This window comes from Streptomyces aurantiacus, assembly GCF_027107535.1.
Lineage (GTDB): Bacteria > Actinomycetota > Actinomycetes > Streptomycetales > Streptomycetaceae > Streptomyces.
The window spans coordinates 7,892,741-7,918,242 of record NZ_CP114283.1; the positions used below are offsets into that span (position 1 = coordinate 7,892,741).

Annotated in this window: 13 protein-coding genes; 12 read left to right on the forward strand and 1 reads right to left on the reverse strand. The window is 71.5% G+C overall.

What is annotated here, in order from left to right; genetic code table 11:
* Positions 1-138: 138 nt before the first annotated feature.
* The 7 genes from O1Q96_RS36800 (at position 139) to O1Q96_RS36830 (ending at position 12,791) form a co-directional block, all read left to right on the forward strand.
* Complete coding sequence (locus O1Q96_RS36800) at positions 139-2,361, forward strand: ABC transporter ATP-binding protein (RefSeq protein WP_269252239.1); 2,223 nt, start codon at positions 139-141, stop codon at positions 2,359-2,361.
* Complete coding sequence (locus tag O1Q96_RS36805; protein WP_269252240.1) at positions 2,358-4,259, forward strand: ABC transporter ATP-binding protein; 1,902 nt, start codon at positions 2,358-2,360, stop codon at positions 4,257-4,259. The genes O1Q96_RS36800 and O1Q96_RS36805 overlap by 4 nt, the downstream gene beginning before the upstream one ends.
* Positions 4,256-6,013 carry an ABC transporter ATP-binding protein gene (locus O1Q96_RS36810; RefSeq protein ID WP_269252241.1) on the forward strand — a complete coding sequence of 586 codons (1,758 nt, stop codon included), beginning with the start codon at positions 4,256-4,258 and terminating at the stop codon, positions 6,011-6,013. Before O1Q96_RS36805 ends, O1Q96_RS36810 begins: the two co-directional genes overlap by 4 nt.
* Positions 6,010-7,803: an ABC transporter ATP-binding protein gene (locus O1Q96_RS36815; protein WP_269252242.1), complete on the forward strand. Its 1,794-nt coding sequence runs from the start codon at positions 6,010-6,012 to the stop codon at positions 7,801-7,803. The genes O1Q96_RS36810 and O1Q96_RS36815 overlap by 4 nt, the downstream gene beginning before the upstream one ends.
* A 349-nt stretch (positions 7,804-8,152) precedes the next feature.
* The gene (locus O1Q96_RS36820; protein WP_269252243.1) at positions 8,153-10,249 is read left to right on the forward strand and encodes a M4 family metallopeptidase; all 2,097 of its coding nucleotides are present in this window, start codon (positions 8,153-8,155) and stop codon (positions 10,247-10,249) included.
* A 313-nt stretch (positions 10,250-10,562) separates the two neighbouring features.
* Positions 10,563-12,215, forward strand: a complete 1,653-nt coding sequence (locus O1Q96_RS36825) for a M4 family metallopeptidase (RefSeq protein WP_269252244.1) — start codon at positions 10,563-10,565, stop codon at positions 12,213-12,215.
* A gap of 72 nt (positions 12,216-12,287) precedes the next feature.
* Positions 12,288-12,791 carry a DUF1990 domain-containing protein gene (locus O1Q96_RS36830; RefSeq protein WP_269252245.1) on the forward strand — a complete coding sequence of 168 codons (504 nt, stop codon included), beginning with the start codon at positions 12,288-12,290 and terminating at the stop codon, positions 12,789-12,791.
* Positions 12,792-12,822: 31 nt separating this feature from the next.
* Here the strand turns inward: O1Q96_RS36830 and O1Q96_RS36835 are convergent, their stop codons facing one another.
* A complete protein-coding gene (locus O1Q96_RS36835) occupies positions 12,823-15,441 on the reverse strand; it encodes a glycosyltransferase family 1 protein (protein WP_269252246.1) in 2,619 nt (872 codons plus the stop codon).
* 473 nt (positions 15,442-15,914) lie between these two features.
* Between O1Q96_RS36835 and O1Q96_RS36840 the strand changes: the two genes are divergently transcribed.
* The 5 genes from O1Q96_RS36840 to glgB all read left to right on the forward strand — a co-directional run bounded on the left by O1Q96_RS36840 (position 15,915) and on the right by glgB (position 25,464).
* Positions 15,915-17,114 carry a S8 family peptidase gene (locus O1Q96_RS36840; RefSeq protein WP_269252247.1) on the forward strand — a complete coding sequence of 400 codons (1,200 nt, stop codon included), beginning with the start codon at positions 15,915-15,917 and terminating at the stop codon, positions 17,112-17,114.
* A 239-nt stretch (positions 17,115-17,353) separates the two neighbouring features.
* Positions 17,354-19,651 (forward strand): alpha-1,4-glucan--maltose-1-phosphate maltosyltransferase, encoded by a 2,298-nt coding sequence (locus O1Q96_RS36845; RefSeq protein ID WP_269252248.1) that lies wholly within the window; start codon positions 17,354-17,356, stop codon positions 19,649-19,651.
* A complete protein-coding gene (gene treS / locus O1Q96_RS36850; RefSeq protein ID WP_269252249.1) occupies positions 19,648-21,348 on the forward strand; it encodes a maltose alpha-D-glucosyltransferase in 1,701 nt (566 codons plus the stop codon). The genes O1Q96_RS36845 and treS overlap by 4 nt, the downstream gene beginning before the upstream one ends.
* A gap of 94 nt (positions 21,349-21,442) precedes the next feature.
* Entirely contained in the window at positions 21,443-22,870 is a 1,428-nt protein-coding gene (locus tag O1Q96_RS36855; protein ID WP_269252250.1) for a maltokinase N-terminal cap-like domain-containing protein, read from the forward strand.
* Positions 22,871-22,914: 44 nt separating this feature from the next.
* On the forward strand, positions 22,915-25,464 hold the full coding sequence (gene glgB, locus O1Q96_RS36860; RefSeq protein ID WP_269252251.1) for a 1,4-alpha-glucan branching enzyme: 2,550 nt from the start codon (positions 22,915-22,917) through the stop codon (positions 25,462-25,464).
* Positions 25,465-25,502 lie beyond the last annotated feature (38 nt).

Consider the following 25,502-nt stretch of genomic DNA (forward strand, 5'->3'; position numbering starts at 1 on the left):
ACTGCCGACGGCGCCCGTGCACCTTGCGGTCCCGGCTGTACGACTCCTCGAACACGCAGGTCGTAGGACCAGCGACGGATCCGGACCCGGCCAAAACTCGGTGGGCGATGTCGGTGCCGATCCGTAGGCTCGCTGCTGATGCCGACTACACCCGCGCCCACCGAGGAAGCCCACAAGACCGAGCCCACCAGGAGCCGTTCCACCGTACGCGCGCTGCTGCGCCTGTGGCCGTACGTGAGACCCGTGCGCGGACGGCTGCTCACGGCGGCCGTCGTCGCGGTCGTCGCCTCCTGTACGGGGCTGGTCATCCCGCTCGTCCTGAAGTGGATCGTGGACGGCCCGGTGGCCGACCGGAGCACCGGCGGCGTGTGGCTCGGGGCGCTGTACCTGCTGCTGCTCGGGATCGTGGAGGCCTTGCTCTTCGGGCTGCGGCGCTGGCTGGTGGCCCGGCCGCTGGCCGGGGTCGAGGCGGCGATGCGGGCGGACCTGTACCGGCATCTGCAGCGGCTGCCCATCGCGTTCCACGACCGCTGGGCCTCCGGGCAGTTGCTGTCGCGGGGCACGACCGACCTGATGCTGCTGCGGATGTTCCTCGCGTTCCCGCTGACGTTCCTGCTGGTCAACTCGGTGACGATTCTCGTGGGCGTCCTCATCATGCTGGCCCAGGAGTGGACGCTGGGACTCGTGCTGCTCGCGCCCGCGCTGCCCGTGATGGTCGTCTGCTGGCTCTTCGAGAAGCGGTACTCGCAGGTGGCCCGGCGGGCCCAGGACCAGGTCGGCGACCTGACGACGCTCGTCGAGGAGAGCGTGCTCGGCATCCGGATCATCAAGGGGTTCGGGCGCCATCGCAGTCAGGCCCTCGCCTTCCGCGAGCTCTCCCGGACGCTGCGCGGTACGGAACTCGCCAAGGCGCGGCTGCTCGCGGGCATCTTCGCCGCCATCACGACCCTGCCCGAACTCGCCGTCGGCGCGGCCCTCGTGCTCGGGACGGTGCAGGTGGCCGACGGTGACCTGTCGGCCGGCACGCTGGTCGCGTTCCTGTCCACGGCGCTCGCCCTGCGGTGGCCCGTCGAGTCGATCGGTTTCCTGCTGGCGATGAGCCAGGAAGCGGCGACAGCCACGGAGCGCTACTTCGAGGTGATGGACGCGAAGCCGGAGTCCGAGGCACCGCCGCGGTCCGAGGCACCGCCGCGGTCCGGCGCGGAGCCGTCGTCCGGCGGCTTGCGGCCGCCGGGAGCTGAGCCGCCGACCGGCGCGGACCAGAAGCGGGACACCGAGCCGCAGACCGGCCGGGAGCCGGACATCGAGCCGCCGACCGGTATGCACCGGGAGCCGGACGCCGAGCCGTCGACCGGCGCGAACCCGGAGTCCGGCGCGAAGCCGCAGCCCAGCAAGAACCCGGAGTCCGGCGCAAAGTCGGCGTCCGGCGCTGGGTCGGCGTCCGGCGCGAAGCCCGACCTCGGGGCGGCCGTCGTGCCCCGGGCCGCCGTGCACACCGGTGCGCCGCTCGCCTCCGCCTCGCGCACCGGCGCCTCACCGACGGCCGAGGGCGTCGGCGACGGCGACGGCGACGGCGACGGCGACGGCGACGGGGCCACCGGATCCGGCGGGCTCCGCTTTCACGGGGTCCGGTTCCGTTACCCCGACGCGCCCCCGGACAGCGTTCCCGTCCTCGACGGGATCGACCTGCACATCCGGCCGGGCGAGACCATGGCCCTGGTGGGCGGGACGGGTTCCGGGAAGACGACCCTCACCGCGCTCGTCCCCCGGCTGCACGAGGTCACGGCGGGCCGGATCACCCTGGACGGCATGGACATCACCGCGATGCCCAGGCAGTCCCTGCGCGCCCTCGTGGCCGTCGCCTTCGAAGAGCCCACGCTCTTCTCCGCCGGGGTCGGCGACAACGTTCTGATGGGCGCCCCGGACACCGCGGGCGAGGCCGACCTGCACCGCGCCCTGGCCGTCGCCCAGGCGGACTTCGCCCACGCGCTCCCCCACGGGACGGACACCCAGGTCGGCGAGCAGGGCCTCAGCCTCTCCGGCGGCCAGCGCCAGCGGCTCGCCCTGGCGAGAGCTGTCGTCGGCAACCCCCGCTTCCTCGTCCTGGACGATCCGCTCTCCGCCCTGGACGTCCACACGGAGGCCCTCGTCGAAGCGGCCCTGCGCCGCGTCCTGGCCGGGACGACCGCCCTGGTCGTGGCCCACCGCCCGTCCACGGTGCTGCTCGCCGACCGCGTGGCCCTGCTCTCCGGTGGCCGCGTCACAGCCGTCGGCACCCATCACGAACTGCTGCGTACGAGCGCGGAGTACGCCTGGCTGATGTCGGGAAGCACGGAGACCACCGAGAGGGAGGCGCGATGACGGCGCCCACGACCACCGCGCCGACGGACGACCACGACGAGAACGACCGGAGCGGCGGGCGGGGCGGGGCGCGGCCGTCGCCGGTCGAGGACGGCGACCCCTTCGACCGTGACGCGCTCCCCGCGCCTCCGCGTGCGACGGCCACCCTCCTGCGGTCCCTGCTCTCGCCGCTGAAGGCCCGCGTGGTCCTCGCGGCGGTCCTCCTCCTGCTCCAGCAGGCGGCGGTGCAGGCGGGCCCGCTCCTCGTGGCGTATGCCATCGACCGCGCCGTACCGGCCCTGCGCGACGACGACCACGGCCCGCTGATCGCGGTGGCCGTCGCCTACGCGCTGTGCTCGGTGGCGGCCGGCGCCCTCCAGTACGGCTTCGTCCTCGCGTCCGCCCGCGTCAACCAGGACGTCCTGCTCGACCTGCGCGGCAGGATCTTCCGCCACGCGCAGGCGCTCAGCGTCGACTTCCACGAGCGCTACACCTCGGGCCGGCTCATCTCGCGTTCCACGACGGACGTCGAGTCGCTGCGCGAACTGCTCAGCGAGGGCCTCCAGGAGCTCATCACCGTCATCCTGTCGTTCGTCTACATCTCGGCGATGCTGCTCTGGCTGGACCTCGGCCTGGGCGCGGTCGCGGTCGCGTCGTTCGTGCCGCTGTACCTGCTCATCCGGCTCTACCAGCGCCGCGCCGGGCGGATCTTCGGCCTCCGCTCGACCGCCATCGCCGCCGTCATCGTGAAGTTCGCGGAGACGATGAACGGCATCAGGCCGGTCCGCGCCTTCCGCCGCGAGGCCGTCAACGACGCGGACTTCGGCGCGCTCAACAGCCGTCACGAACGCATCAACGGCGACGCCATCCTGGAGATGGCCCGCTATGTCATCGGCTCCCGTCTGGTCGCCAACACGGCGGTCGCGGGGATCGTGCTGTGGGGCGCCCACCGGGTGGCCTCCGGCTCACTGGCGCTGGGCGTGCTGGCCGCCGCGGTGCTGTACCTGCGCCGCCTGTACGACCCGATCGACCGGCTCGGCATGTTCCTCAACTCGTACCAGTCGGCGGCCGCCTCGCTGGAGAAGATCGCGGGCCTGCTGGCCCAGGTGCCCACGGTGCCGGAGCCCGCGCGGCCCCGCACCCTTCCCGCGCCGAAGTCCGAACACCCGGGCCGCGAGGTCGTCTTCGACGACGTCCGCTTCGCCTACCGCACGGGCGGCGAGGTCCTCCCGGCCTTCTCGCTGACGCTCCCGGCGGGCCAGACCGTCGCCGTGGTCGGCACGACGGGCGCGGGCAAGTCGACACTGGCCAAGCTCCTGGCCCGTTTCTACGACCCCACGGAGGGCCGGGTCGCCCTGGACGGCGTGGATCTGCGCGAGCTCCCGGTGCCCGAACTGCGCCGCGGTGTCGTCATGGTGACGCAGGAGGCCTTCCTGTTCTCCGGCACGGTCGCCGAGAACATCGCCATCGGCCGCCCCGACGCCTCCCGCGAGGACATCGAGCGGGCCGCGAAGGCCATCGGCGCCCATGACTTCATCGGCGCCCTGCCGGACGGCTACGACACGGACGTACGCAAGAGGGGCGGACGCATCTCCGCCGGGCAGCGGCAACTCGTCGCGTTCGCACGGGCGTTGCTCGCCGACCCGGCGGTCCTCATCCTCGACGAGGCGACCAGCTCCCTGGACGTGCCGGGCGAACGGGCCGTCCAGCGCGCCATGCTCACGGTCCTGCGCGGGCGTACCGCGGTGGTCATCGCCCACCGTCTGTCGACGGTCGAGATCGCCGACCGGGTCCTCGTCATGGAACACGGCCGCATCGTCGAGGACGGCAGTCCCGAGCGGCTGATCGCGGACACGGGCCGGTTCGCGGACCTGCACCGGGCGTGGCGGGACAGCCTCGTCCAAGGACACGCCGAGTGAGCCGGGAGCGGACGAGCCGCGAGAACGAGGTCGCGTACGGGGATCCGGGGACGCCCGACTGCCGTGGCGGCGCCCGCTACCTCTGGTGGCTGGTCGCCAGCCAGCCGGGCCGGTCGGCGGCGGGCGCGCTGCTGGCCACGGTGTGGCTGGTGCTCATGGCGCTGACGCCGTATCTGCTGGCCCGTGCGATCGACGACGGTCTCGAGCCGGGCGACCTGGCCGCGCTGACCGGCTGGTCGGCCGCGCTGCTGGGTCTCGGCGTGTTCAACTCCGTGGTGGGGGTCCTGCGCCACCGCACGATGACCAAGGTCCGGATGGACGCCAACTTCCGTACGGTGAAGGCCGTGGTGGGACAGGCGACCCGGCTGGGCGCCGGGCTGTCCCGGCAGACCGCGAGCGGCGAGGTCGTCACGATCGGCGTGGGTGACGTGCTGACGATCAGCCAGTCCCTGACCGTCGTCGGGCCCGGCGTCGGTGCGGTAGCCGCCTATGTGGTGGTGGCGGGACTGCTGCTGTCGGTCTCGCCGCAGCTGGCCGCGGTGGTCCTGCTCGGAGTGCCGGTGATCGTCGTGCTCGTCGGTCCGCTGCTGGGGCGGCTGCGGGGCACGGAGTCGGAGTACCGCGAGCGGCAGGGCGTGCTGACCGCGCGGATCGGGGACCTCGCCGGCGGTCTGCGCGTCCTCAACGGCCTCGGCGGCAAGGGCCTGTTCGCCGACGCGTTCCGCCGGGACTCGCAGCGGCTGCGGGCGCAGGGATACCGGGTCGGGTCGGTGACCAGCTGGATCCAGGCCCTGGGCGTCGGGCTGCCGACGGTGTTCCTGGCCGTCGTGACCTGGCTGGCGGCCCGGCTCGCCGCCGAGGGCTCGCTCACCGTCGGCGAGCTGGTGGCCGTGTACGGCTATGCCGCGGTCCTGGTGGGACCGGTGGCCTTCTTCGTGGAGTGCGGCCACCAGATCAGCCGGGGCGTGGTGGCCGCCCGGCGCGTCGTACGCTTCCTGGCCCTGGAGCCCCTGACGACGGGCGGCCGTGCGCTGGACGCCCCGGCGGAGCCGTCGGTGCTGCACGATCCGCGGTCCGGTGTCCGGCTGGCGCCGGGGACGCTGACCGCGCTGGTCGGCGCCCGTCCGGCGGAGTCCGCCGCCGTGGTCGACCGGCTCGGCCGGTACACGGCGTCGGAGGCGACCTGGGGCGGCGTACGCCTCGACGCGATCGCCCTGCCGCAGGTGCGGGAGCGCATCCTGGTCGCGGACAACGAGGCCGACCTGTTCGCGGGCACCCTGCGCGACCTGCTCTCCGGCCGCCGGGACCGCGACGAGAGCGCCGTCGCCCGGGCCGTGCACGCGGCCGTCGCGGAGGACATCGTGCTCGGGCTGCCCGACGGGCTCGACTCGGCCGTCGACGGGCAGGGCCGCAGCCTCTCCGGCGGGCAGCGGCAGCGCGTACGCCTCGCGCGGGCCCTGCTCGCCGACCCCGAGGTGCTGCTCGCGGTCGAGCCCACCTCGGCGCTCGACGCGCACACCGAGGCCGCGGTCGCCGCCCGGCTGCGGGCCGAGCGCTCCGGCCGTACGACCCTGGTCACCAGCACGTCGCCGCTCGTGCTCGACCAGGTGGACACGGTGTACTACCTGGTCGACGGCAAGGTCGCGGCCGTCGGCGGCCATCGCGAACTCCTCGACGGGGAGCCGGGGTACCGCGCGCTGGTGGCCCGCGACGCGGACAGCGAGGAGTTCGACGCCGAGGAGGCCGTCCGATGAGCACGCAGTTGCCGGTGGCCGAGCCGGCCGGCGTGCGCGCGGCCGCCGCCCGGCTGATCCGTGCGGACGGCCGCGCCTTCGCCGTCGTGCTCGTCCTGAACGCGCTGGCGGCCGCGGCCGGTCTGGTCGGTCCGTGGCTGCTCGGCCGCATCGTCGACGAGGTCCGGGCCGGTGCCGGTGTCGCCGTCGTGGACCGGCTGGCGCTCGTCATCCTGGTGTGCGCGGTGGCCCAGCTGCTGCTGGCGCGGGCCGCCCGGCTCGTGGGGCACCGCTTCGGCGAGCGGACGCTGGCGCGGGTGCGTGAGGAGTTCGTGGACCGGACGCTGGCGCTGCCCGCCTCCGTGGTGGAGCGGGCGGGCACCGGCGACCTCACGGCCCGTGGCACCGCCGACGTCGCCGCGGTGGGTACGACCCTGCGTGACGCCGGACCCGAGCTGCTGGTCTCCTCGGTGCAGGCGCTGTTCCTCGTCGGCGCGGTCTTCGTGCTCGATCCGCTGCTGGGCTGCTGCGCGGTGCTCGCCCAGGCCGGTATCTGGTTCTCCCTGCGGTGGTATCTGCGCCGGGCCCGCGCCGGTTACCTCGCCGAGGGCGCCGCCACCTCGGAGGTCGCCGAGATCGTCTCGGCCACCGCCTCCGGCGCGCGCACGGTCGAGGCCTTCGGTCTGCAGCGCCGGCGCGTCGCCGAGAGCCGGGACGCCCTGGAGACGTCCCGCCGCACCCGCATGCACACGCTGTACCTGCGGTCCGTGTTCTTCCTGACCGTGGAGGTCTCGTACGTCCTTCCCGTGGCCGTCGTGCTGATGGTCGGCGGGGCCCTGCACGCGCGGGGCGCGATGAGTCTGGGTGCGGTGGTCGCGGCGGCCCTGTACCTGCGCCAGCTGGAGTCGCCGCTCGACACGGTCCTGATGCGGGTGGAGCAACTGCAGAGCAGCGGCGCCTCGTTCGCGCGGGTGGAGGGCCTCGGCCGGGCCCCGCGGGCCCTGCCGTCGGGTTCTCCCGCCCCGGTGGACGACCGGATCGACATGCGGCGGGTGCGCTACGCGTACGACCGCGGCGGCGAGGTGCTGCGCGGGGTCGACCTGACCGTGCGGCCCGGGGAGCGGCTGGCCGTCGTCGGACCCTCGGGCGCCGGGAAGACGACTCTGAGCCGCCTGCTCGCGGGCATCGACGCACCGCGCTCCGGCACGGTGACGGTCGGCGGAGTGCCGATCGCCGACCTGGATCCGGAGCAGCTGCGGCGGCAGGTCGTCCTCGTCACGCAGGAGCACCACGTGTTCCTGGGTACGGTCCGGGACAATCTGCTGATCGCCGAACCGACCGCCGGTGACGCCGAGTTGTGGGCGGCTCTGGTGGCGGTCGGCGCCGACGACTGGGTCCGGGAACTGCCGGACGGGCTCGACACGGAGCTGGGCCGCGGTGGCCCGCACCCGGTGGCGGGCGGCGCCCGGCCGGGAGAGGCGCCGGTGACGGACGGCTCCCGCGCGCAGCAACTGGCGCTGGCCCGGGTCGTACTGGCCGACCCGCACACCCTGATCCTCGACGAGGCCACCGCGCTCCTCGACCCGGCGACCGCACGTCACACGGAGCGCGCGCTGGCCGCCGTGCTCGAAGGACGCACCGTCATCGCCATCGCGCACCGCCTGCACACCGCGCACGACGCGGACCGGGTGGCCGTGATGGAGGACGGCCGTCTGACCGAGCTGGGCACCCACGACGCCCTCGTGGCGGCCGGCGGTGCGTACGCGTCCCTCTGGCACTCGTGGCACGGCGAGCGGACGGGCCCTTCCTGAAGGGCCGCCCCCGGCCCGCGCCGCCCTCCGGATGCCGTCGCGGTGGCCCTCTTCGGCAACGGGTTCGTATACCGAACATGACCACCCGGACAACGAACCCTTTCCGGCCAACTTCTTGATGCGCACCTGACAGGAGGGCCGATCTCCTGCCACTCTTCCCACGACCGCTCCACAGCAACCCCACATGCGTCGCTGTGGCGTGGCCGCACCCCCCACGCACGCCCGCACGTGCCCCACGCAAGTGGCTCTGCCCGCAAGTGGTTCTGCGTTCCGCCTTGTTCTGCCCGGGCGGCTCCCGACCGTCCGGTCCCCCCTGGCCATGCGTTCCGTGGCCACGCAGAAGGAGTCCGTGTTGAGACGCACCTCCCACAGACGCACCTCCCACACCACAGGCACCACTCCCAGCGCAGGCGCTTCCCCCACCGCGTTCACCTCCCGCTCCACCCGGCGCAAGGCCGCGGCCGGCGCGCTCGTCGCCGTCGCCGCCCTGCTCGCCGCGGCCGTCCAGTCGGGCGCCGCGACCGCCGACACCCGGCCCGCGCCCGGCAAGCTCGACAAGGGCGCCCTGGCCGTCAAGCTCTCCCCCGCCCAGCGCGCGGCGCTGATCCGCGACGCCGACTCCGCGAGGACGGACACGGCGAAGCGGCTCGGCCTGGGCGCCAAGGAGAAGCTCGTCGTCCGTGACGTCATCAAGGACGCCGACGGCACGGTCCACACCCGCTACGAGCGCACCTACGCCGGACTCCCGGTCCTCGGCGGCGACCTGGTCGTCGACACGGACCGGTCCGGAAAGACCGAAGCGGTCACGCGCGCGGTGAAGGCCCAGCTCAAGGACCTCACCACCAGCGCCGCGGTCAAGCCCGCCACCGCCGAGAAGCAGGCGCTGAAGGCCGCCGCGGCGGAGGGCTCGAAGAAGACCGAGGCGGACCGCGCACGCAAGGTGATCTGGGCGGCCGACGGCACGCCCGCCCTCGCCTACGAGACGGTCGTCGGCGGGTTGCAGCACGACGGCACCCCGAACGAACTGCACGTCATCACCGACGCGGCCACCGGCAAGAAGCTGTACGAGTACCAGGGCGTCGAGACCGGCACCGGCAACACCCAGTACAGCGGCTCGGTGACCCTCGGCACCGCCCAGTCCGGGTCGAACTTCACCCTCTCGGACACGGCGCGCGGCAACCACCGCACGAACAACCTGAACCGCGGCACGTCGGGCACCGGCACCCTCTTCTCGGGCGCGGACGACGTGTGGGGCAACGGCGCGGCGTCCAACCTGGAGACGGCGGGCGCGGACGCCCACTTCGGGGCGGCGCTGACCTGGGACTACTACAAGAACGTCCAGGGCCGCAACGGAATCCGCGGTGACGGCGTCGGCGCGTACTCCCGCGTCCACTACGGCAACAACTACGTCAACGCCTTCTGGCAGGACTCCTGCTTCTGCATGACGTACGGCGACGGCTCGGGCAACGCCAAGCCGCTCACGTCGATCGACGTGGCCGCGCACGAGATGACCCACGGCGTCACCTCCAACACCGCGGGCCTCAACTACAGCGGCGAGTCGGGCGGGCTGAACGAGGCGACCTCCGACATCTTCGCGGCGGCGGTGGAGTTCCACGCCGACAACGCGCAGGACGTCGGCGACTACATGGTCGGCGAGAAGATCGACATCAACGGCGACGGCACCCCGCTGCGCTACATGGACAAGCCGAGCAAGGACGGCGACTCCAAGGACAGTTGGTACTCGGGCATCGGCTCGATCGACGTCCACTACTCGTCGGGCCCGGCGAACCACTTCTTCTACCTGCTCAGCGAGGGCAGCGGCGCCAAGACGATCAACGGGGTCTCCTACGACTCGCCGACCTCCGACGGTCTGCCGGTCACGGGCATCGGCCGCGAGAAGGCCGCGCTGATCTGGTTCAAGGCGCTCACCACCAAGTTCACCTCCACGACCAACTACGCGGCGGCCCGCACCGGCACGCTCGCGGTCACGGGTGAGCTGTACGGCACCACGAGCGCCGAGTACACGGCGGTGCAAAGCGCCTGGGCCGGCATCAACGTCGGTGCCCGGCCCGGCGGCGGCGGGGGCGGCGGCACGTCGTTCGAGAACAACACCGCGGTGTCGATTCCGGACAACGGAGCCGCCGTCACCTCGTCGATCACCGTCTCCGGCCAGGCAGGCAACGCGCCGGCGAACCTGATCGTGACGCCGGACATCACGCACACCTGGCGTGGTGACCTGGTCGTCGACCTGGTGGCGCCGGACGGCTCGAGCTACCGCCTCAAGCCCTTCAGCTCCTCGGACTCGGCGGACGACGTCAACGAGCCGTACACGGTCAACGCGTCCTCCGAAGTCGCCAACGGCACGTGGCAGTTGAAGGTGCAGGACCAGGCGGCGCAGGACGTCGGCAGGATCAACGGCTGGAAGATCACCTTCCCGCAGACGTAGCCGCGGATCCCGTACGAAGAGGGTGCCGCCCCGGGGCTCCGACTCCCCTGGGCGGCACCCTCTTTACTTCTCCATTGCCGTGACCTTGCCGCCGCCTTCCGGTTCCATGACCGGGCCTTTACTGCTGATCAAGTCCGCAATGCGTACGCGGATCTTCGGGCACCGGACGATTTCCGGCCAACCTTTATTCGCCCCGCTGACATGTACGCGACCTAACTGGCACTGTTCACCTCGCACAGCACCCGCACCGCAACTTCACCACCGCCCGACCGGTCCCCCATACCGGTCGGTCACCCCCCACGAAGGAGCATGTGTGACCCCCCTCTACGCGCGTCGCAAGCGCACCACTCTGGCCATCGCCACCGCCGTCGCGGCCGGAGCCCTCCTCACCACCGGACTGACCACCGGCGCCTCCGCCCAGTCCCCGGCCGACAGATCCAGCGGGACGGCCCTCGCCGCCTCGCCGGTCCAGCTGTCGGCGGCGGCCCGTACGAGCCTCATCAAGAAGGCCGACGCCGCGACCACGGAGACCGCCGACGAGATAGGTCTCGGCGCCAAGGAGAAGCTGGTCGTCAGAGACGTCGTCAAGGACGCCGACGGCACGGTCCACACCCGCTACGAGCGCACCTACGCCGGACTCCCGGTCCTCGGCGGCGACCTGGTCGTCCACGAGACCAAGGCCGGCGAGACCGAGAGCGTCACCAGGGCGACGAAGGCCGCCATCAAGGTCTCCGACGTCACCCCGGACATCGCCAGGTCCACCGCCGAGAAGCAGGCCGTGAAGGCCGCGAAGGCCGAGGGCAGCAAGAAGTCGGCCGCCGACAAGGCACCCCGCAAGGTCGTCTGGGCGGCGAGCGGCAAGCCCGCCCTCGCCTACGAGACGGTCGTGGGCGGCTTCCAGCACGACGGCACCCCGCAGCAGCTGCACGTCGTCACCGACGCCGAGACGGGCAAGAAGCTGTACGAGTGGGAGGCGATCCAGACCGGCACCGGCAACAGCCAGTACGCCGGCAAGGTCACCATCGGCACCTCGCTCTCGGGCTCGACGTACCAGCTGAACGACACCGGCCGGGGCGCCCACAAGACGTACAACCTCAACCGGGGCACGTCCGGCACCGGCACCCTCTTCACCGACGCCGACGACACCTGGGGCACGGGCGCCGCGTCCAACACCCAGACCGCCGCCGTCGACGCGCACTACGGCGCCCAGGTCACCTGGGACTTCTACAAGAACGTGCTCGGCCGCAGCGGCATCAGGAACGACGGCAAGGCCGCCTACTCCCGCGTCCACTACGGGAACGCGTACGTCAACGCCTTCTGGAGCGACAGCTGCTTCTGCATGACGTATGGCGACGGCTCGGGCAACACCAAGCCGCTCACCTCCATCGACGTGGCGGGCCACGAAATGACCCACGGCGTCACCTCGAACACGGCGGGCCTGGTCTACAGCGGTGAGTCGGGCGGCCTGAACGAGGCCACCTCCGACATCTTCGGCGCGGCGGTCGAGTTCTACGCGGCCAACTCGTCCGACGTCGGCGACTACCTCATCGGCGAGAAGATCAACATCAACGGCAACGGCACCCCGCTGCGCTACATGGACAAGCCGAGCAAGGACGGCTCGTCCAAGGACAGCTGGTCCTCCAGTCTGGGCGGCATCGACGTCCACTACTCCTCGGGCCCGGCGAACCACTTCTTCTACCTCCTCTCGGAGGGCAGCGGCGCCAAGACGATCAACGGGGTCAGCTACAACTCCCCGACGTCCAACGGGTCGACGGTCACCGGCATCGGCCGCGACAAGGCCGTCAAGATCTGGTACAAGGCGCTCACCGAGTACATGACGTCCACGACGAAGTACGCGGGCGCCCGCACGGCGACGCTGAACGCGGCGTCGGCGCTGTACGGCGGCACGGCGAGCACGGAGTACAAGGCGGTCGCGGCGGCCTGGGCCGCCGTGAACGTGAACTGACGACCGGACAGTTGAGCGTGGGCGGTACCCGGGACGAAGGCATTCCCGGGTACCGCCCTACTCTTGGGTCCCATGCCCTTCACGTACGAGGACGTGGGTGCGACCCGCGACGGCCGGTGCCCACCCGGCTTCCACCCCCTGCACGTCCGCAGCCGCATAGGTGAGGGCCACGAGGTCTTCACGTCCGCCTCCCAGGCGGTCCTGACCTGGGAACTCCACAGAGCGGTGGGCGTCAAGATCACCACGGACGCCCCGCAGGCGGCCCCCGGCGTGGACGTGACCGTCGGCCTTGGCCCGTTGCAGGCCCCCTGCCGCATCGTCTGGACGCTCGACGAACCCCGCCGCGCCGGCTGGGCCTACGGCACCCTGCCCGGCCACCCGGAGTCCGGCGAGGAGGCCTTCGTGGTCGACCGCACGGGCGACGGCACGGTCTGGCTGACCGTGACCGCCTTCAGCCGCCCGGCGAAGTGGTACGCGAAGGCGGGCGGGGCCGCGACGCGGGGCTTGCAGCATGCCTATGCGCGCAGGTGCGGGGTGGTGTTGCGGAGGATGTGCGCGGGGGACGACGAGGCGTAGGAAGAGAAGCGGCCCCGCCGGGCACGGCACGTCACCGCATCAAAACCCCCGCCCCCTCCACCAGTTCCTCCGAAGGCACCGCCACCAGCCCCAGTTCCGCTCCCGACGCCAGCAGGCGGTGGGCCGGCAGGATGCGGACCGTGTAGCCGAAGGAGCCGGTGCGGTCCAGGGACAGGGGGCCCTCGTACAGCCAGCGGCCCTCCAGGTCCGGGCCTCCCACCGGCTTCAGCGGCACGGCCGACCCGTCCGTGATGCGGTCCTCCAGGTCGACGCGGCCCGAGACCGCCTGGACCTCGACGTCGTCCGGGACCAGGTCGCCCAGGCCCACGCGGACCCGCAGGGAGAGTGTCGAGCCGAGTTCGGCCGTCGTGGTCGCGGCCGTCGTCTCGACGTGGTCGACCGTGACGTGCGGCCAGGCCGCCCGCACCCGCGCCTTCCACTCCGCCAGCTCCCCGGCGGAGGACCGGTCCATGGCGCGGTGGGCGAGGGCCGCCGGCGTGTAGAGGCGCTCCACGTACTCGCGGACCATGCGGCCCGCCAGGACCTTCGGGCCCAGGTGGGTCAGGGTCTGGCGGACCATCTCGATCCAGCGGTCGGGCAGGCCCTCCTGGCCGTGCTCGTAGAAGCGCGGGGCCACACGCTGTTCCAGGAGGTCGTAGAGGGCGGTCGCCTCCAGTTCGTCGCGGCGGTCGTCATCGACCGCCGCGCCGTCCGCCGTGGGGATCGCCCAGCCGAAGTCGGGCTGGAACCACTCGTCCCACCAGCCGTCCAGGACCGAGAGGTTGAGGCAGCCGTTCAGTGCCGCCTTCATCCCGGACGTCCCGCACGCCTCCAGCGGGCGCAGCGGGTTGTTGAGCCAGATGTCGCAGCCCGGGTACAGCTTCTGCGCCATCGCCATGCCGTAGTCGGGGAGGAAGACGATGCGGTGGCGTACGCGCGGGTCGTCGGCGAACCGCACCAGCTCCTGGACCAGGCGTTTTCCGCCGTCGTCGGCGGGATGGGCCTTGCCCGCCACCACGATCTGGATGGGCCGCTCGGGATGCAGCAACAGGTCCATGAGCCGGTCCCTGTCCCGCAGCATCAGCGTCAGCCGCTTGTACGAGGGGACGCGGCGCGCGAAGCCGATCGTCAGGACGTCCGGGTCCAGCACGCCGTCGATCCAGCCCAGTTCGGCGGTCCCCGCGCCACGCTGCCGCCAGGACGCGTACAGCCGCTCCCGTACCTCCGTGACCAGCTTTTCGCGCAGGACGCGCCGCAGATCCCAGATGTCCTGGTCGGGAATGTCGGCGACGGCGTCCCAGCGGTCGGAGCCGCCGACCGTCATGGCGTCCTGGGTGCGCTGCACGCCGATCTGGCGGGCACCGAGCCGGAACACCTCGGGCGCCACCCAGGTGGGCGCGTGCACGCCGTTCGTGACGGAGGTGATCGGCACCTCGTCCGGGTCGAAGCCCGGCCAGAGTCCGGAGAACATCTCCCGGCTGACGTGCCCGTGCAGCAGGGAGACCCCGTTGGCCCGCTGGCCGAGGCGCAGGCCCATCACCGCCATGTTGAAGAGGTTCGGCTCACCGCCCGGGTACGTCTCCATCCCCAGGCGCAGAACGCGTTCGACGTCGATGCGCGGGAGTTCCGCGTCGGGGCCGAAGTGGCGGGCCACCAGCTCCCGGTCGAAGCGGTCGATCCCGGCGGGCACGGGGGTGTGGGTCGTGAAGACGGTCCCGGCCCTGACCGCCTCCAGTGCCGCGTCGAAGTCGAGTCCCTCGTACGACAGTTCGTGGATGCGTTCCAGGCCGAGGAATCCCGCGTGTCCCTCGTTCGTGTGGAACACCTCGGGCCGGGCGTGGCCCGTCAGACGGCAGTACGTACGGACGGCACGCACCCCGCCGATGCCGAGGAGCATCTCCTGGAGCAGCCGGTGCTCGCTGCCGCCGCCGTACAGCCGGTCGGTGACACCGCGCTCGCCGAGGTCGTTCTCCTCGACGTCGGAGTCGAGCAGCAGCAGCGGGACGCGGCCGACCTGGGCCAGCCAGACGCGTGCATGCAGGGCCGTGCCGCCGGGGAGCGCCAGGGACACCTGGGAGGGGGTGCCGTCCGGTTCGCGGAGCAGGGAGAGGGGCAGTTCGTTCGGGTCCAGGACCGGATAGTGCTCCTGCTGCCAGCCGTCCCGGGACAGGGACTGGCGGAAGTAGCCGTGCCGGTAGAGGAGTCCGACGCCGATCAGGGGCGCGCCGAGGTCGCTGGCCGCCTTGAGATGGTCCCCGGCGAGGATGCCGAGGCCTCCTGAGTACTGCGGCAGCGCGGCCGTGATGCCGAACTCGGGTGAGAAGTAGGCGACGGCGGCGGGGAGTTCGGACGTCTGGGACTGGTACCAGCGGTCTCCCGTCACGTAGTCGTTCAGATCGTCGGCGGCCGTGGACAGCCTGTGGAGGAAGTCCCGGTCCTCCGCGAGTTCGGCCAGCCGTCCGTGCGACACGCTGCCGAGGAGGCGTACGGGGTCGCAGCCGGAGGCGGCCCAGCGCTCGGGGTCCACGGACTGGAAGAGGTCACGGGTCTCGGCATGCCAGGACCAGCGCAGATTGCGCGCCAGATCGCTGAGTGGGTGAAGGGCTTCGGGGAGTACGGGACGCACGGTGAATCTGCGGATGGCCTTCACGAGCTTCCACCTTCACGGATGGACGGACCAGGGCGGCGTACCAGGACTGGTTCCACCACCGGGATTCCGTGCCGCCCGCCGGGCGGACGACGGGAGCCCGACGGCAGGACCCCGAGGGGCACACGTCGGTGTGCGCCCTTCGTCACCCACGACGGTAGCGGCGAGGGTGCCTTCGCAACTACGGCGCGAAGTGCTCCGCGGGACGTGCGGCACCACGACTGCGGGCGGTCCTCGGCCGGTCGCGCGGTTCCCGCGCCCCCCGCGTGCCCCATGTGCACGCACGGGGGATATGGCCGATTCCACCCCATCATGCGGCCTTGTGGCACTTCACACCGCACGAGAGGCTGCCGAGTGGCGATCCGGCGCGGCGCTTCCACGGCCCTTCCAGGGGCCCTGCGAGGCCTGCCAGAACCCTCACGGGGCGGGGGCGACAACGGCCGGGGCACGCCGAGTCGAGGAGGGGAACCCACACCATGGCAGTGACGCGCACGCGGCGGCCGCGCCGGGCGGGAGGCCTGACGGCGGTCATGACGGCCGGCGTGCTGTCGGCTCTCGCCCTGCCCGCCCACGCCGCCCCCGAGGGGCGGATATCCGGCAGTGGCGGAGCCGGCGCGGTCAGTGGCAGCTACATCGTGACCCTCGCAGGGGGGACGAGGGCTCCGTCGGAGGCGGGCCGGGCCGTCGCCACCGGGTACGGAGCGGAAATCAGCCACACCTACGGCACCGCGCTCAACGGGTACGCGGTGCGGGCCGACGAGCGGCAGGCCAGACGTCTCGCCGCCGATCCACGGGTGGTCTCGGTCTCGCGGGACGCCGCGGTGGCCGTCGAGCGCCGGCAGCCGGATCCGCCGTGGGGGCTCGACCGCATCGACCAGCGGAACCTGCCTCTGGACGGCGGGTACACCTGGACCGGTCCTGCGGGGCGGGGCGTGACGGCGTACGTCATCGACACCGGCGTACGCGTCACGCACAAGGACTTCGGCGGCCGGGCGCGCTCCGGCTGGGACTTCGTCGACGACGACGCCACCGCCCAGGACGGCCAGGGCCACGGCACGCATGTCGCGGGCACGATCGCGGGCACGCGGTACGGCGTCGCGAAGCAGGCGCGGATCGTCGCCGTCCGCGTGCTCGACGACGACGGGGCAGGCACGCTGTCGCAGGTCATCGCGGGCATCGACTGGGTGACCCGGCACGCCAGGAAACCGGCCGTCGCCAACATGAGCCTCGGCGGTCTCGCCGACCCGCAACTGGACGCCGCCGTGCGCAACTCCATCGCGTCCGGCGTCGCCTACACGCTCGCGGCGGGCAACGACGGCCTCCCCGCGAGCCGCTACTCACCGGCCCGTGTCAAGGAGGCGATCACGGTCGGAGCGGGCGACAAGAAGGACACCAGGGCGGACTTCTCCAATTGGGGCGCGCGGCTGGACCTCTTCGCTCCGGGCGTGGACGTCACTTCCACCTCGAACGCGAGCGACACCGGGAGGTCGACCTACTCGGGTACCTCGATGGCGTCGCCTCATGCGGCGGGCGCGGCCGCGCTGTATCTTGCCGGCCATTCCTCGGCGACCCCGGCCGAGGTGGGCAAGGCTCTCGTTAAGCGGGCGGAAACCGGGAAGATGTCCAATGAGGGCCCCGGTTCACCGGACAAGCTGTTGCAGGTCAACAGACCCTAAGTAATTGCGCATTCACCGACCGGCCCAGTCCCGGGAATCCTTGGCAGATTCTTGACAGATCAGTGACGGATTCTCATCGGGCGAGGCCGGTCTTGTGTGTAGACATACGCGCGAGTAGTTAACAAAGTGCCGGATTGCCTACCCGAAAAGGGTGGGAAGGCTCCACCGGTAACGCACTGCAGGACCCACCTCCCCACACCCTCATCCGCCCACCCACGTTGACGCGGACAGGAGCGGTCATGCCCGCCATGCACCACCAGCCGTCACAACCCCCGACGACCGGCACCACCCCACCCCCCGCCCCGGGGGAGAAAGCCGACCGGCCACAGCCGCCGAAGGCCAGGACCGCCAGGACGGCGGACCCGTCCGGGGCGGCGGACCCGGCCGGGGCGGCGGACCCGTCCGGGGCGGCGGACCCGGCCAAGCCGCCGAAGCCCGCGAAGTCGCCGAAGTCTCCGAAGTCGGCCAAACCGCCGGCCGCGCGCGCCACCCCCGCCGCGCCCGCCTCCTTCGTCCCGGCGAGCGCCCCCGTGATCGGCCGCATCCCCGTCCTGGACGTGCGCCCCCTCGTCGCGGGCGGCCGCCGTCCCGCGAAGGCCGTGGTGGGAGAGTCCTTCGAGATCTCCGCGACGGTGTTCCGCGAGGGGCACGACGCGGTCGCCGCGAACGTCGTCCTGCGCGACTCCGAGGGCCGCACCGGCCCCTGGACACCCCTGCGCGAACTCGCCCCCGGCACGGACCGCTGGGGCGCCACCGTCTCCGTACCGGAGCCGGGGAACTGGACCTACACCGTGGAGGCCTGGGGCGACCCGGTCAGCACCTGGCGCCATCACGCCCAGATCAAGATCCCGGCGGGCATGGACACCGAACTCGTCCTGGAGGAGGGCGCGTTGCTGTACGAGCGCGCCGCGGCCGGAGTGCCGAAGAGCAAGGGGCGCCGGGACGCGGTCCTGGCCGCCGCGGACGCCCTGCGCGACACCGCCCGACCCGCCGCGGCCCGCCTGGCCGCCGCGCTCACTCCCGGCGTGGACCACGTCCTCGCGCGCCATCCCCTGCGCGAGCCGGTCTCGTCGTCCGACCCGCTCCCCCTGCTGGTGGAGCGGGAGCGGGCGCTGTACGGCTCCTGGTACGAGTTCTTCCCGCGGTCGGAGGGCGCGCTGGTCGAGCCGGGCAAGCCGCCGGTCAGCGGCACGTTCCGGACCGCGGCGCGACGGCTGCCGGCCATCGCCGCGATGGGCTTCGACGTGGTGTACCTGCCGCCGGTCCACCCCATCGGCACGACCTTCCGCAAGGGACCGGACAACACGCTGAACCCGGGCCCGTACGACGTCGGGGTTCCGTGGGCGATCGGTTCGCCGGAGGGCGGGCACGACGCCGTCCATCCCGATCTCGGCACGATCGACGACTTCGACGAATTCGTCCGCCGGGCCGCCGAGCTGGACCTGGAGATCGCTCTCGACTTCGCGCTCCAGTGCTCACCGGACCACCCGTGGGTGGAGAAACACCCGGAGTGGTTCCACCACCGCCCCGACGGGACGATCGCGTACGCGGAGAACCCGCCGAAGAAGTACCAGGACATCTATCCGATCGCCTTCGACAAGGACATGCCGGGCCTGATCAAGGAGACGCTTCGCGTCCTTCGGTTCTGGATGAGTCACGGCGTACGGATCTTCCGCGTCGACAACCCGCATACGAAACCGGTCATCTTCTGGGAGCAGGTGATCGCGGACATCAACCGTACCGATCCCGATGTGATCTTCCTGGCCGAGGCCTTCACCCGCCCGGCGATGATGCACACGCTCGGTGCGATCGGATTCCAGCAGTCGTACACGTACTTCACCTGGCGCAACACCAGGGAGGAGCTGACCGAGTACCTCACCGAACTCTCCGGTGAGGCGGCCGCCTATATGCGGCCCAACTTCTTCGTCAACACCCCCGACATCCTGCACGAATTCCTCCAGCACGGCGGCCGGGCGGCCTTCGAGCTGCGCGCGGTGCTGGCGGCGACGCTCTCACCGACCTGGGGTGTCTACAGCGGATTCGAGCTGTGCGAGAACGTTCCGGTGCGCGAGGGGAGCGAAGAATACCTGCACTCCGAGAAATACCAACTACGTCCGCGGGACTGGGAGTCGGCGGAACAGGAGGGTCGTAGCATCGCCCCCCTGATCGCCGAACTCAACGCGATCAGGCGTCGCAGCCCCGCCCTTCGGCAACTGCGCGACCTGCATTTCCACGAGACGGACAAGGAGGCGGTCCTCGCGTATTCGAAGTCCGTCACGGACGCACGTGGATCGAACACGGTTCTGGTGGTCGTGAACCTCGACCCTCACCACACCCAGGAAGCCACCATCTCGTTGGACATGCCACGACTGGGCCTCGACTGGCACGAGTCGGTGCCGGTGCGCGACGAGCTCACCGGCGAGATCTACCACTGGGGCAGGACCAACTACGTACGCCTCACGCCCGGACAGCGGCCCGCGCACGTCACCACCGTCCTGCGACCGTCCTCACCGCCCACCGGAGGGTCACCCACATGATCGTCAACGAGCCCGTCCCGGACACATTCGAAGACACCCCCGCCAAAGACCGGGACCCCGAATGGTTCAAACGCGCCGTCTTCTACGAAGTCCTCGTCCGCTCCTTCCAGGACAGCAACGGCGACGGCATCGGCGACCTCAAAGGCCTCACCGCCAAACTCGACTACCTCCAATGGCTCGGCGTCGACTGCCTCTGGCTCCCCCCCTTCTTCAAATCCCCCCTCAAAGACGGCGGCTACGACGTCTCCGACTACACCGCCGTCCTCCCCGAATTCGGCGACCTCGCCGACTTCGTCGAATTCGTCGACGCCGCCCACCAACGCGGCATGCGCGTCATCATCGACTTCGTCATGAACCACACCAGCGACCAGCACCCCTGGTTCCAAGCCTCACGCAACGACCCCCAAGGCCCCTACGGCGACTACTACATGTGGGCCGACGACGACAAGCAATACCCCGACGCCCGCATCATCTTCGTCGACACCGAAGCCTCCAACTGGACCTTCGACCCCATCCGCAAGCAGTACTACTGGCACCGCTTCTTCTCCCACCAACCCGACCTCAACTTCGAAAACCCCGCCGTCCAGGAAGAAATCGTCTCCGCCCTCCGCTTCTGGCTCGACCTCGGCATCGACGGCTTCCGCCTCGACGCCGTCCCCTACCTCTTCGCCGAAGAAGGCACCGACTGCGAAAACCTCCCCGCCACCCACCACGTCCTCAAACGCGTCCGCGCCGAAATCGACGCCCACTACCCCGACACCGTCCTCCTCGCCGAAGCCAACCAATGGCCCGAAGACGTCGTCGACTACTTCGGCGACTACACCACCGGCGGCGACGAATGCCACATGGCCTTCCACTTCCCCGTCATGCCACGCATCTTCATGGCCGTCCGCCGCGAATCCCGCTACCCCGTCTCCGAAATCCTCGCGAAAACCCCCGCCATCCCCTCCGGCTGCCAATGGGGCATCTTCCTCCGCAACCACGACGAACTCACCCTCGAAATGGTCACCGACGAAGAACGCGACTACATGTACGCCGAATACGCCAAAGACCCCCGCATGCGCGCCAACATCGGCATCCGCCGCCGCCTCGCCACCCTCCTCGACAACGACCGCAACCAGATCGAACTCTTCACCGCACTGCTGCTGTCACTGCCAGGGTCACCGATCCTCTACTACGGCGACGAAATCGGCATGGGCGACAACATCTGGCTCGGCGACCGCGACGCCGTCCGCACCCCCATGCAATGGACCCCCGACCGCAACGCAGGCTTCTCCTCCTGCGACCCCGGACGCCTCTTCCTCCCCACGATCATGGACCCCGTCCACGGCTACCAGGTCACCAACGTCGAAGCCTCCATGAGCAACCCCAGCTCACTGCTCCACTGGACCCGACGCATGATCGAAATCCGCAAACAGAACCCCGCCTTCGGCCTCGGCTCCTACACCGAACTCCCCTCCTCCAACCCCGCCGTCATCGCCTTCCTCCGCGAACACGGCGACGACCTCGTCCTGTGCGTCCACAACTTCTCCCGCTTCGCCCAGCCCACCGAACTCGACCTCCAGACCTTCAACGGCCGCCACCCCGTCGAACTCATCGGCGGCGTCCGCTTCCCCGCCATCGGCGACCTCCCCTACCTCCTCACCCTCGCAGGCCACGGCTTCTACTGGTTCCGACTGCGCAGGGACGCCGTGTAGAACGGCGCGTACAACGGACGGCGGGGCGGTTTCCGCCGCCCCGCCCTGGGCACGCATCAGTAACACCCCGACTCCGGGGAAAGGACGCGACGCCATGTCGGAAGCCGTCACCCGCTCCGTGCACTCCGCTTCGACAAGCCCCGGCCTCCTTGCGTCCCTCGACCCACTGCTTCGCGAGTGGTTGCCACGGCAGCGGTGGTTCGCGGGAAAGGGCCGGCCCGTCACCGGGTTCTCCCTGGTCTCGGCGACGGAAGTGCTGCCGCTGGACTCCACGCTGGGGGTGCTCCATCTGCTCGTACAGGCGCACCAGCCGCTCGTACCCACGCAGCGTGCCCCCGCGCATCCCGCCGACTGCTACCAGCTGTTGCTCGGCGTGCGCGAGACGCTGCCACCACGGCTGGCGCCCGCGCTGATCGGCCGTCCGGCGCAGGGTCCGCTGGCCGGGCGGACCGTGTACGAGGCGCTGCACGATCCACGGCCCGCCGATGTCCTCCTGGAGGCCGTGCGGGAGCGGGCCCGCGTCGGCGAGCTGCGCTTCGAGCGGGACACGCGTCACGAGATCCGCGGTGACCTGGTGCCGCGCCTGATCACGGCCGAGCAGTCCAACTCCTCGATCGTCTACGGAGATACGTTCATCCTGAAGCTCCTGCGGCGGATCGTGCCGGGGGTCAACCCCGATCTGGAGCTGCCGCTGGCGCTGTCCCGCGAGGGCTGTGACCAGGTTCCGGCGCCCGTGGGATGGATGCACGCGGACCTGGCCGGCGACCCGTACGTACTGGGGGTCCTGCAGCCCTTCGTCCAGGGCGCCACGGACGGCTGGGACCTCGCGCTGCGCGGGCTCGCCAAGGGCGAGGACTTCAGCGGTGAGGCGCGGGCTCTCGGGCGGGCCACGGCCGAGGTGCACACGGCGCTGGCCCGGGCACTGCCCACGGTGACCATGGGACGCGGGCAGATGGAACTGCTCGTGGACGGTATGACCGAGCGGCTGGAGGCGGCCGTGCAGGCGGTGCCCACGCTGCGGCCGTACGCGCCCGGTCTGCGTTCCGCGTTCGACGCGCTCGCCGATCTGGCGGGCGGGGGCGAGACGTGGACGGCCCAGCGGATCCACGGGGACCTGCACCTCGGGCAGTGTCTGCGGTCGCCGTCCGGACACTGGTCGCTGATCGACTTCGAGGGTGAGCCCTCGAAGCCGCTCGCGGAGCGGCGCATGCCCCAGCCGATCGCGCGGGACGTGGCCGGCATGCTCCGTTCCTTCGACTACGCGGCGCACTCGCTCTCGCAGGCCGCCGGCTCCGACGGCGCGGGGCCGGCCGCAGGCTGGGCCGACATGTGCCGGGCCGCGTACTGCTCCGGTTATGCCGAGACCGCCGGCCGTGATCCGCGTACGGATCCGGTGCTGCTCCGCGCGTACGAGACCGACAAGGCGGTCTACGAAGTCGTGTACGAGGCGCGGCACCGGCCGGACTGGCTGCCCGTACCGATGGCGGCGGTCCGCCGTCTGGCTCTTTCCGAAGCGACCTGACCCGCCCCGTCCGACCTCTCACCCCCGCCGAGGAGGCTCCGCCCGTGACGCCCCGCCCGAACCCGCCCGCCAAGAAGCCGAAGAGCGCGAAGGCCAAGGCCACAGGCAAGGCCGCCGACAAGGCGCAGGCCGAGCCCGCGGAGGAGGCGCGGGCCACGACCGCGGGGCCCGCGCCGGACGAGGGCCACTCTCCGCTCGTGGGGCCGGCCCCGGTGCCGCTCCCGAAGTCCGCGCCACCGCGGGAGTCCGCGCCGGACGCGGGCCCCTCTCCGGTCGCGGGCCCCGGCGGCCTCCCGGAGCCGGTCGGGGACACGGAGCCGGCTCTCGTCGCGGAGCCGGTTCCGGCCGCGGAGGCGGTTCCGGCCGCGGAGGCGGTTCCGGCGGTGGAGCCTGTGGGCGATGTGCGGTCCCTGGCCGTGCTGGACCGGGGGGACCGGGAGCGGCTGCTCGGGGGCGCGCACCATGACCCGCACTCCGTACTCGGAGCCCACTCCGTGGCCGACGGAGTGGTCTTCCGGGTGCTGCGGCCGTACGCGCTCTGCGTGACCGTCGTCGCCGAAGGGCTGCGCGCCGAGCTCCACGACGACGGGGACGGGTTCTTCTCCGCCGTGCTGCCGCTGCGGGAGGTGCCGGAGTACCGGCTGACGGTGGAGTACGAAGGAGCGGTGCAGGACACCGAGGACGCGTACCGGTTCCTCCCCACGCTCGGCGATCTCGACCTGCACCTGTTCGGCGAGGGACGGCACGAGCAGCTGTGGACGGTCCTCGGCGCGGAGCCGATGGAGCACCAGGGCGTCACCGGCACGCGCTTCTCCGTCTGGGCGCCGAACGCCCGCGGTGTGCGGGTCGCCGGCACCTTCAACTTCTGGGACGCGACCGCGTTCCCGATGCGGTCGCTGGGCTCCTCCGGGGTGTGGGAGCTGTTCGCTCCCGGTGTCGGCGAGGGAGAGCTCTACAAGTTCGAGATCACCCGGCCCGACGGGACGAAGACGCTGCGCGCCGACCCGATGGCGCGACGCACGGAGGTCCCGCCCGCCACGTCCTCCGTCATCCACACCTCGCGTCACGAGTGGCAGGACGAGGAGTGGATGGAGCGACGGGCCGACCGGCCCGCGCACGAGGCGCCGTTCTCCGTGTACGAACTCCATCTGGCGTCCTGGCGACCGGGCCTGACATACCGTCAACTCGCGGACCAGCTGCCCCGGTACGTCGCCGACCTGGGCTTCACGCACGTCGAGCTGATGCCGGTCGCCGAGCACCCCTTCGGCGGCTCCTGGGGCTACCAGGTCACCGGCTTCTACGCGCCCACCGCCCGCCTCGGCAGCCCCGACGACTTCAAGTACCTCGTCGACGCACTGCACCGGGCCGGCATCGGCGTGATCATGGACTGGGTGCCCGCGCACTTCCCCCGGGACGAGTGGGCACTGGCCGAGTTCGACGGACGGCCGCTGTACGAGCACGAGGACCCGCTGCGGGCCGCGCACCCCGACTGGGGAACCCTCGAGTTCGACTACGGGCGCCGGGAGGTGCGCAACTTCCTCGTCGCCAACGCCGTCTACTGGTGCGAGGAGTTCCACATCGACGGGCTGCGGGTCGACGCCGTCGCCTCCATGCTGTACCTCGACTACTCGCGCGAGGCCGGCCAGTGGACGCCCAACGTCCACGGCGGCCGGGAGAACCTCGACGCGGTCGCCTTCCTCCAGGAGATGAACGCCACCCTCTACCGGCGCGAGCCCGGTGTCGTCACGATCGCCGAGGAGTCGACGGCGTGGGACGGGGTCACCCGTGCCACCCACCACATCGGGCCGGGCGGCTTCGGCGGGCTGGGCTTCGGCCTGAAGTGGAACATGGGCTGGATGCACGACTCCCTGGGATACGTCTCCCACGAGCCGGTCCACCGCAGGTACCACCATCACGAGATGACGTTCTCGATGGTGTACGCGTACAGCGAGAACTACGTGCTGCCGATCTCGCACGACGAGGTCGTGCACGGGAAGCGGTCGCTGGTGTCGAAGATGCCGGGCGACTGGTGGCAGCAGCGGGCCACCCAACGGGCGTACCTGGGCTTCATGTGGGCGCACCCCGGCAAGCAGCTCCTCTTCATGGGGCAGGAGTTCGCGCAGGGCGCGGAGTGGTCGGAGGCGCACGGCCCGGACTGGTGGCTTCTCGACCCGTCGTACGGGGCCGAGGCCGACCACCGGGGTGTGCGGGATCTGGTCCGGGACCTCAACACCGTGTACCGGCAGGCTCCGGCGCTCTGGGAGCTCGACACCGATCCCGCCGGGTTCGGCTGGGTGGCCGGGGACGCCGCGGAGGACAACGTCCTCGCCTTCCTCCGGCACGCGGCCGACGGGTCGCCGCTGCTGGCCGTCTCCAACTTCTCGCCGGTGGTGCGGCACGAGTACCGGCTCGGGGTGCCGGACGACGTGAGCGCGTGGCACGAGGTGCTGAACACGGATGCGGGGCGGTACGGCGGGAGTGACGTCGGCAACGCCGGTCCCCTCAAGCCGGACGACACGGCGTGGCACGGACACCCCGCGAGCATCCGCGTCACGCTGCCACCGCTGTCGACGGTGTGGCTGCGGCCGGCTTAGGGCTTTGCGCCCCTCGACGCCGGGCGGGCTGATGAGTC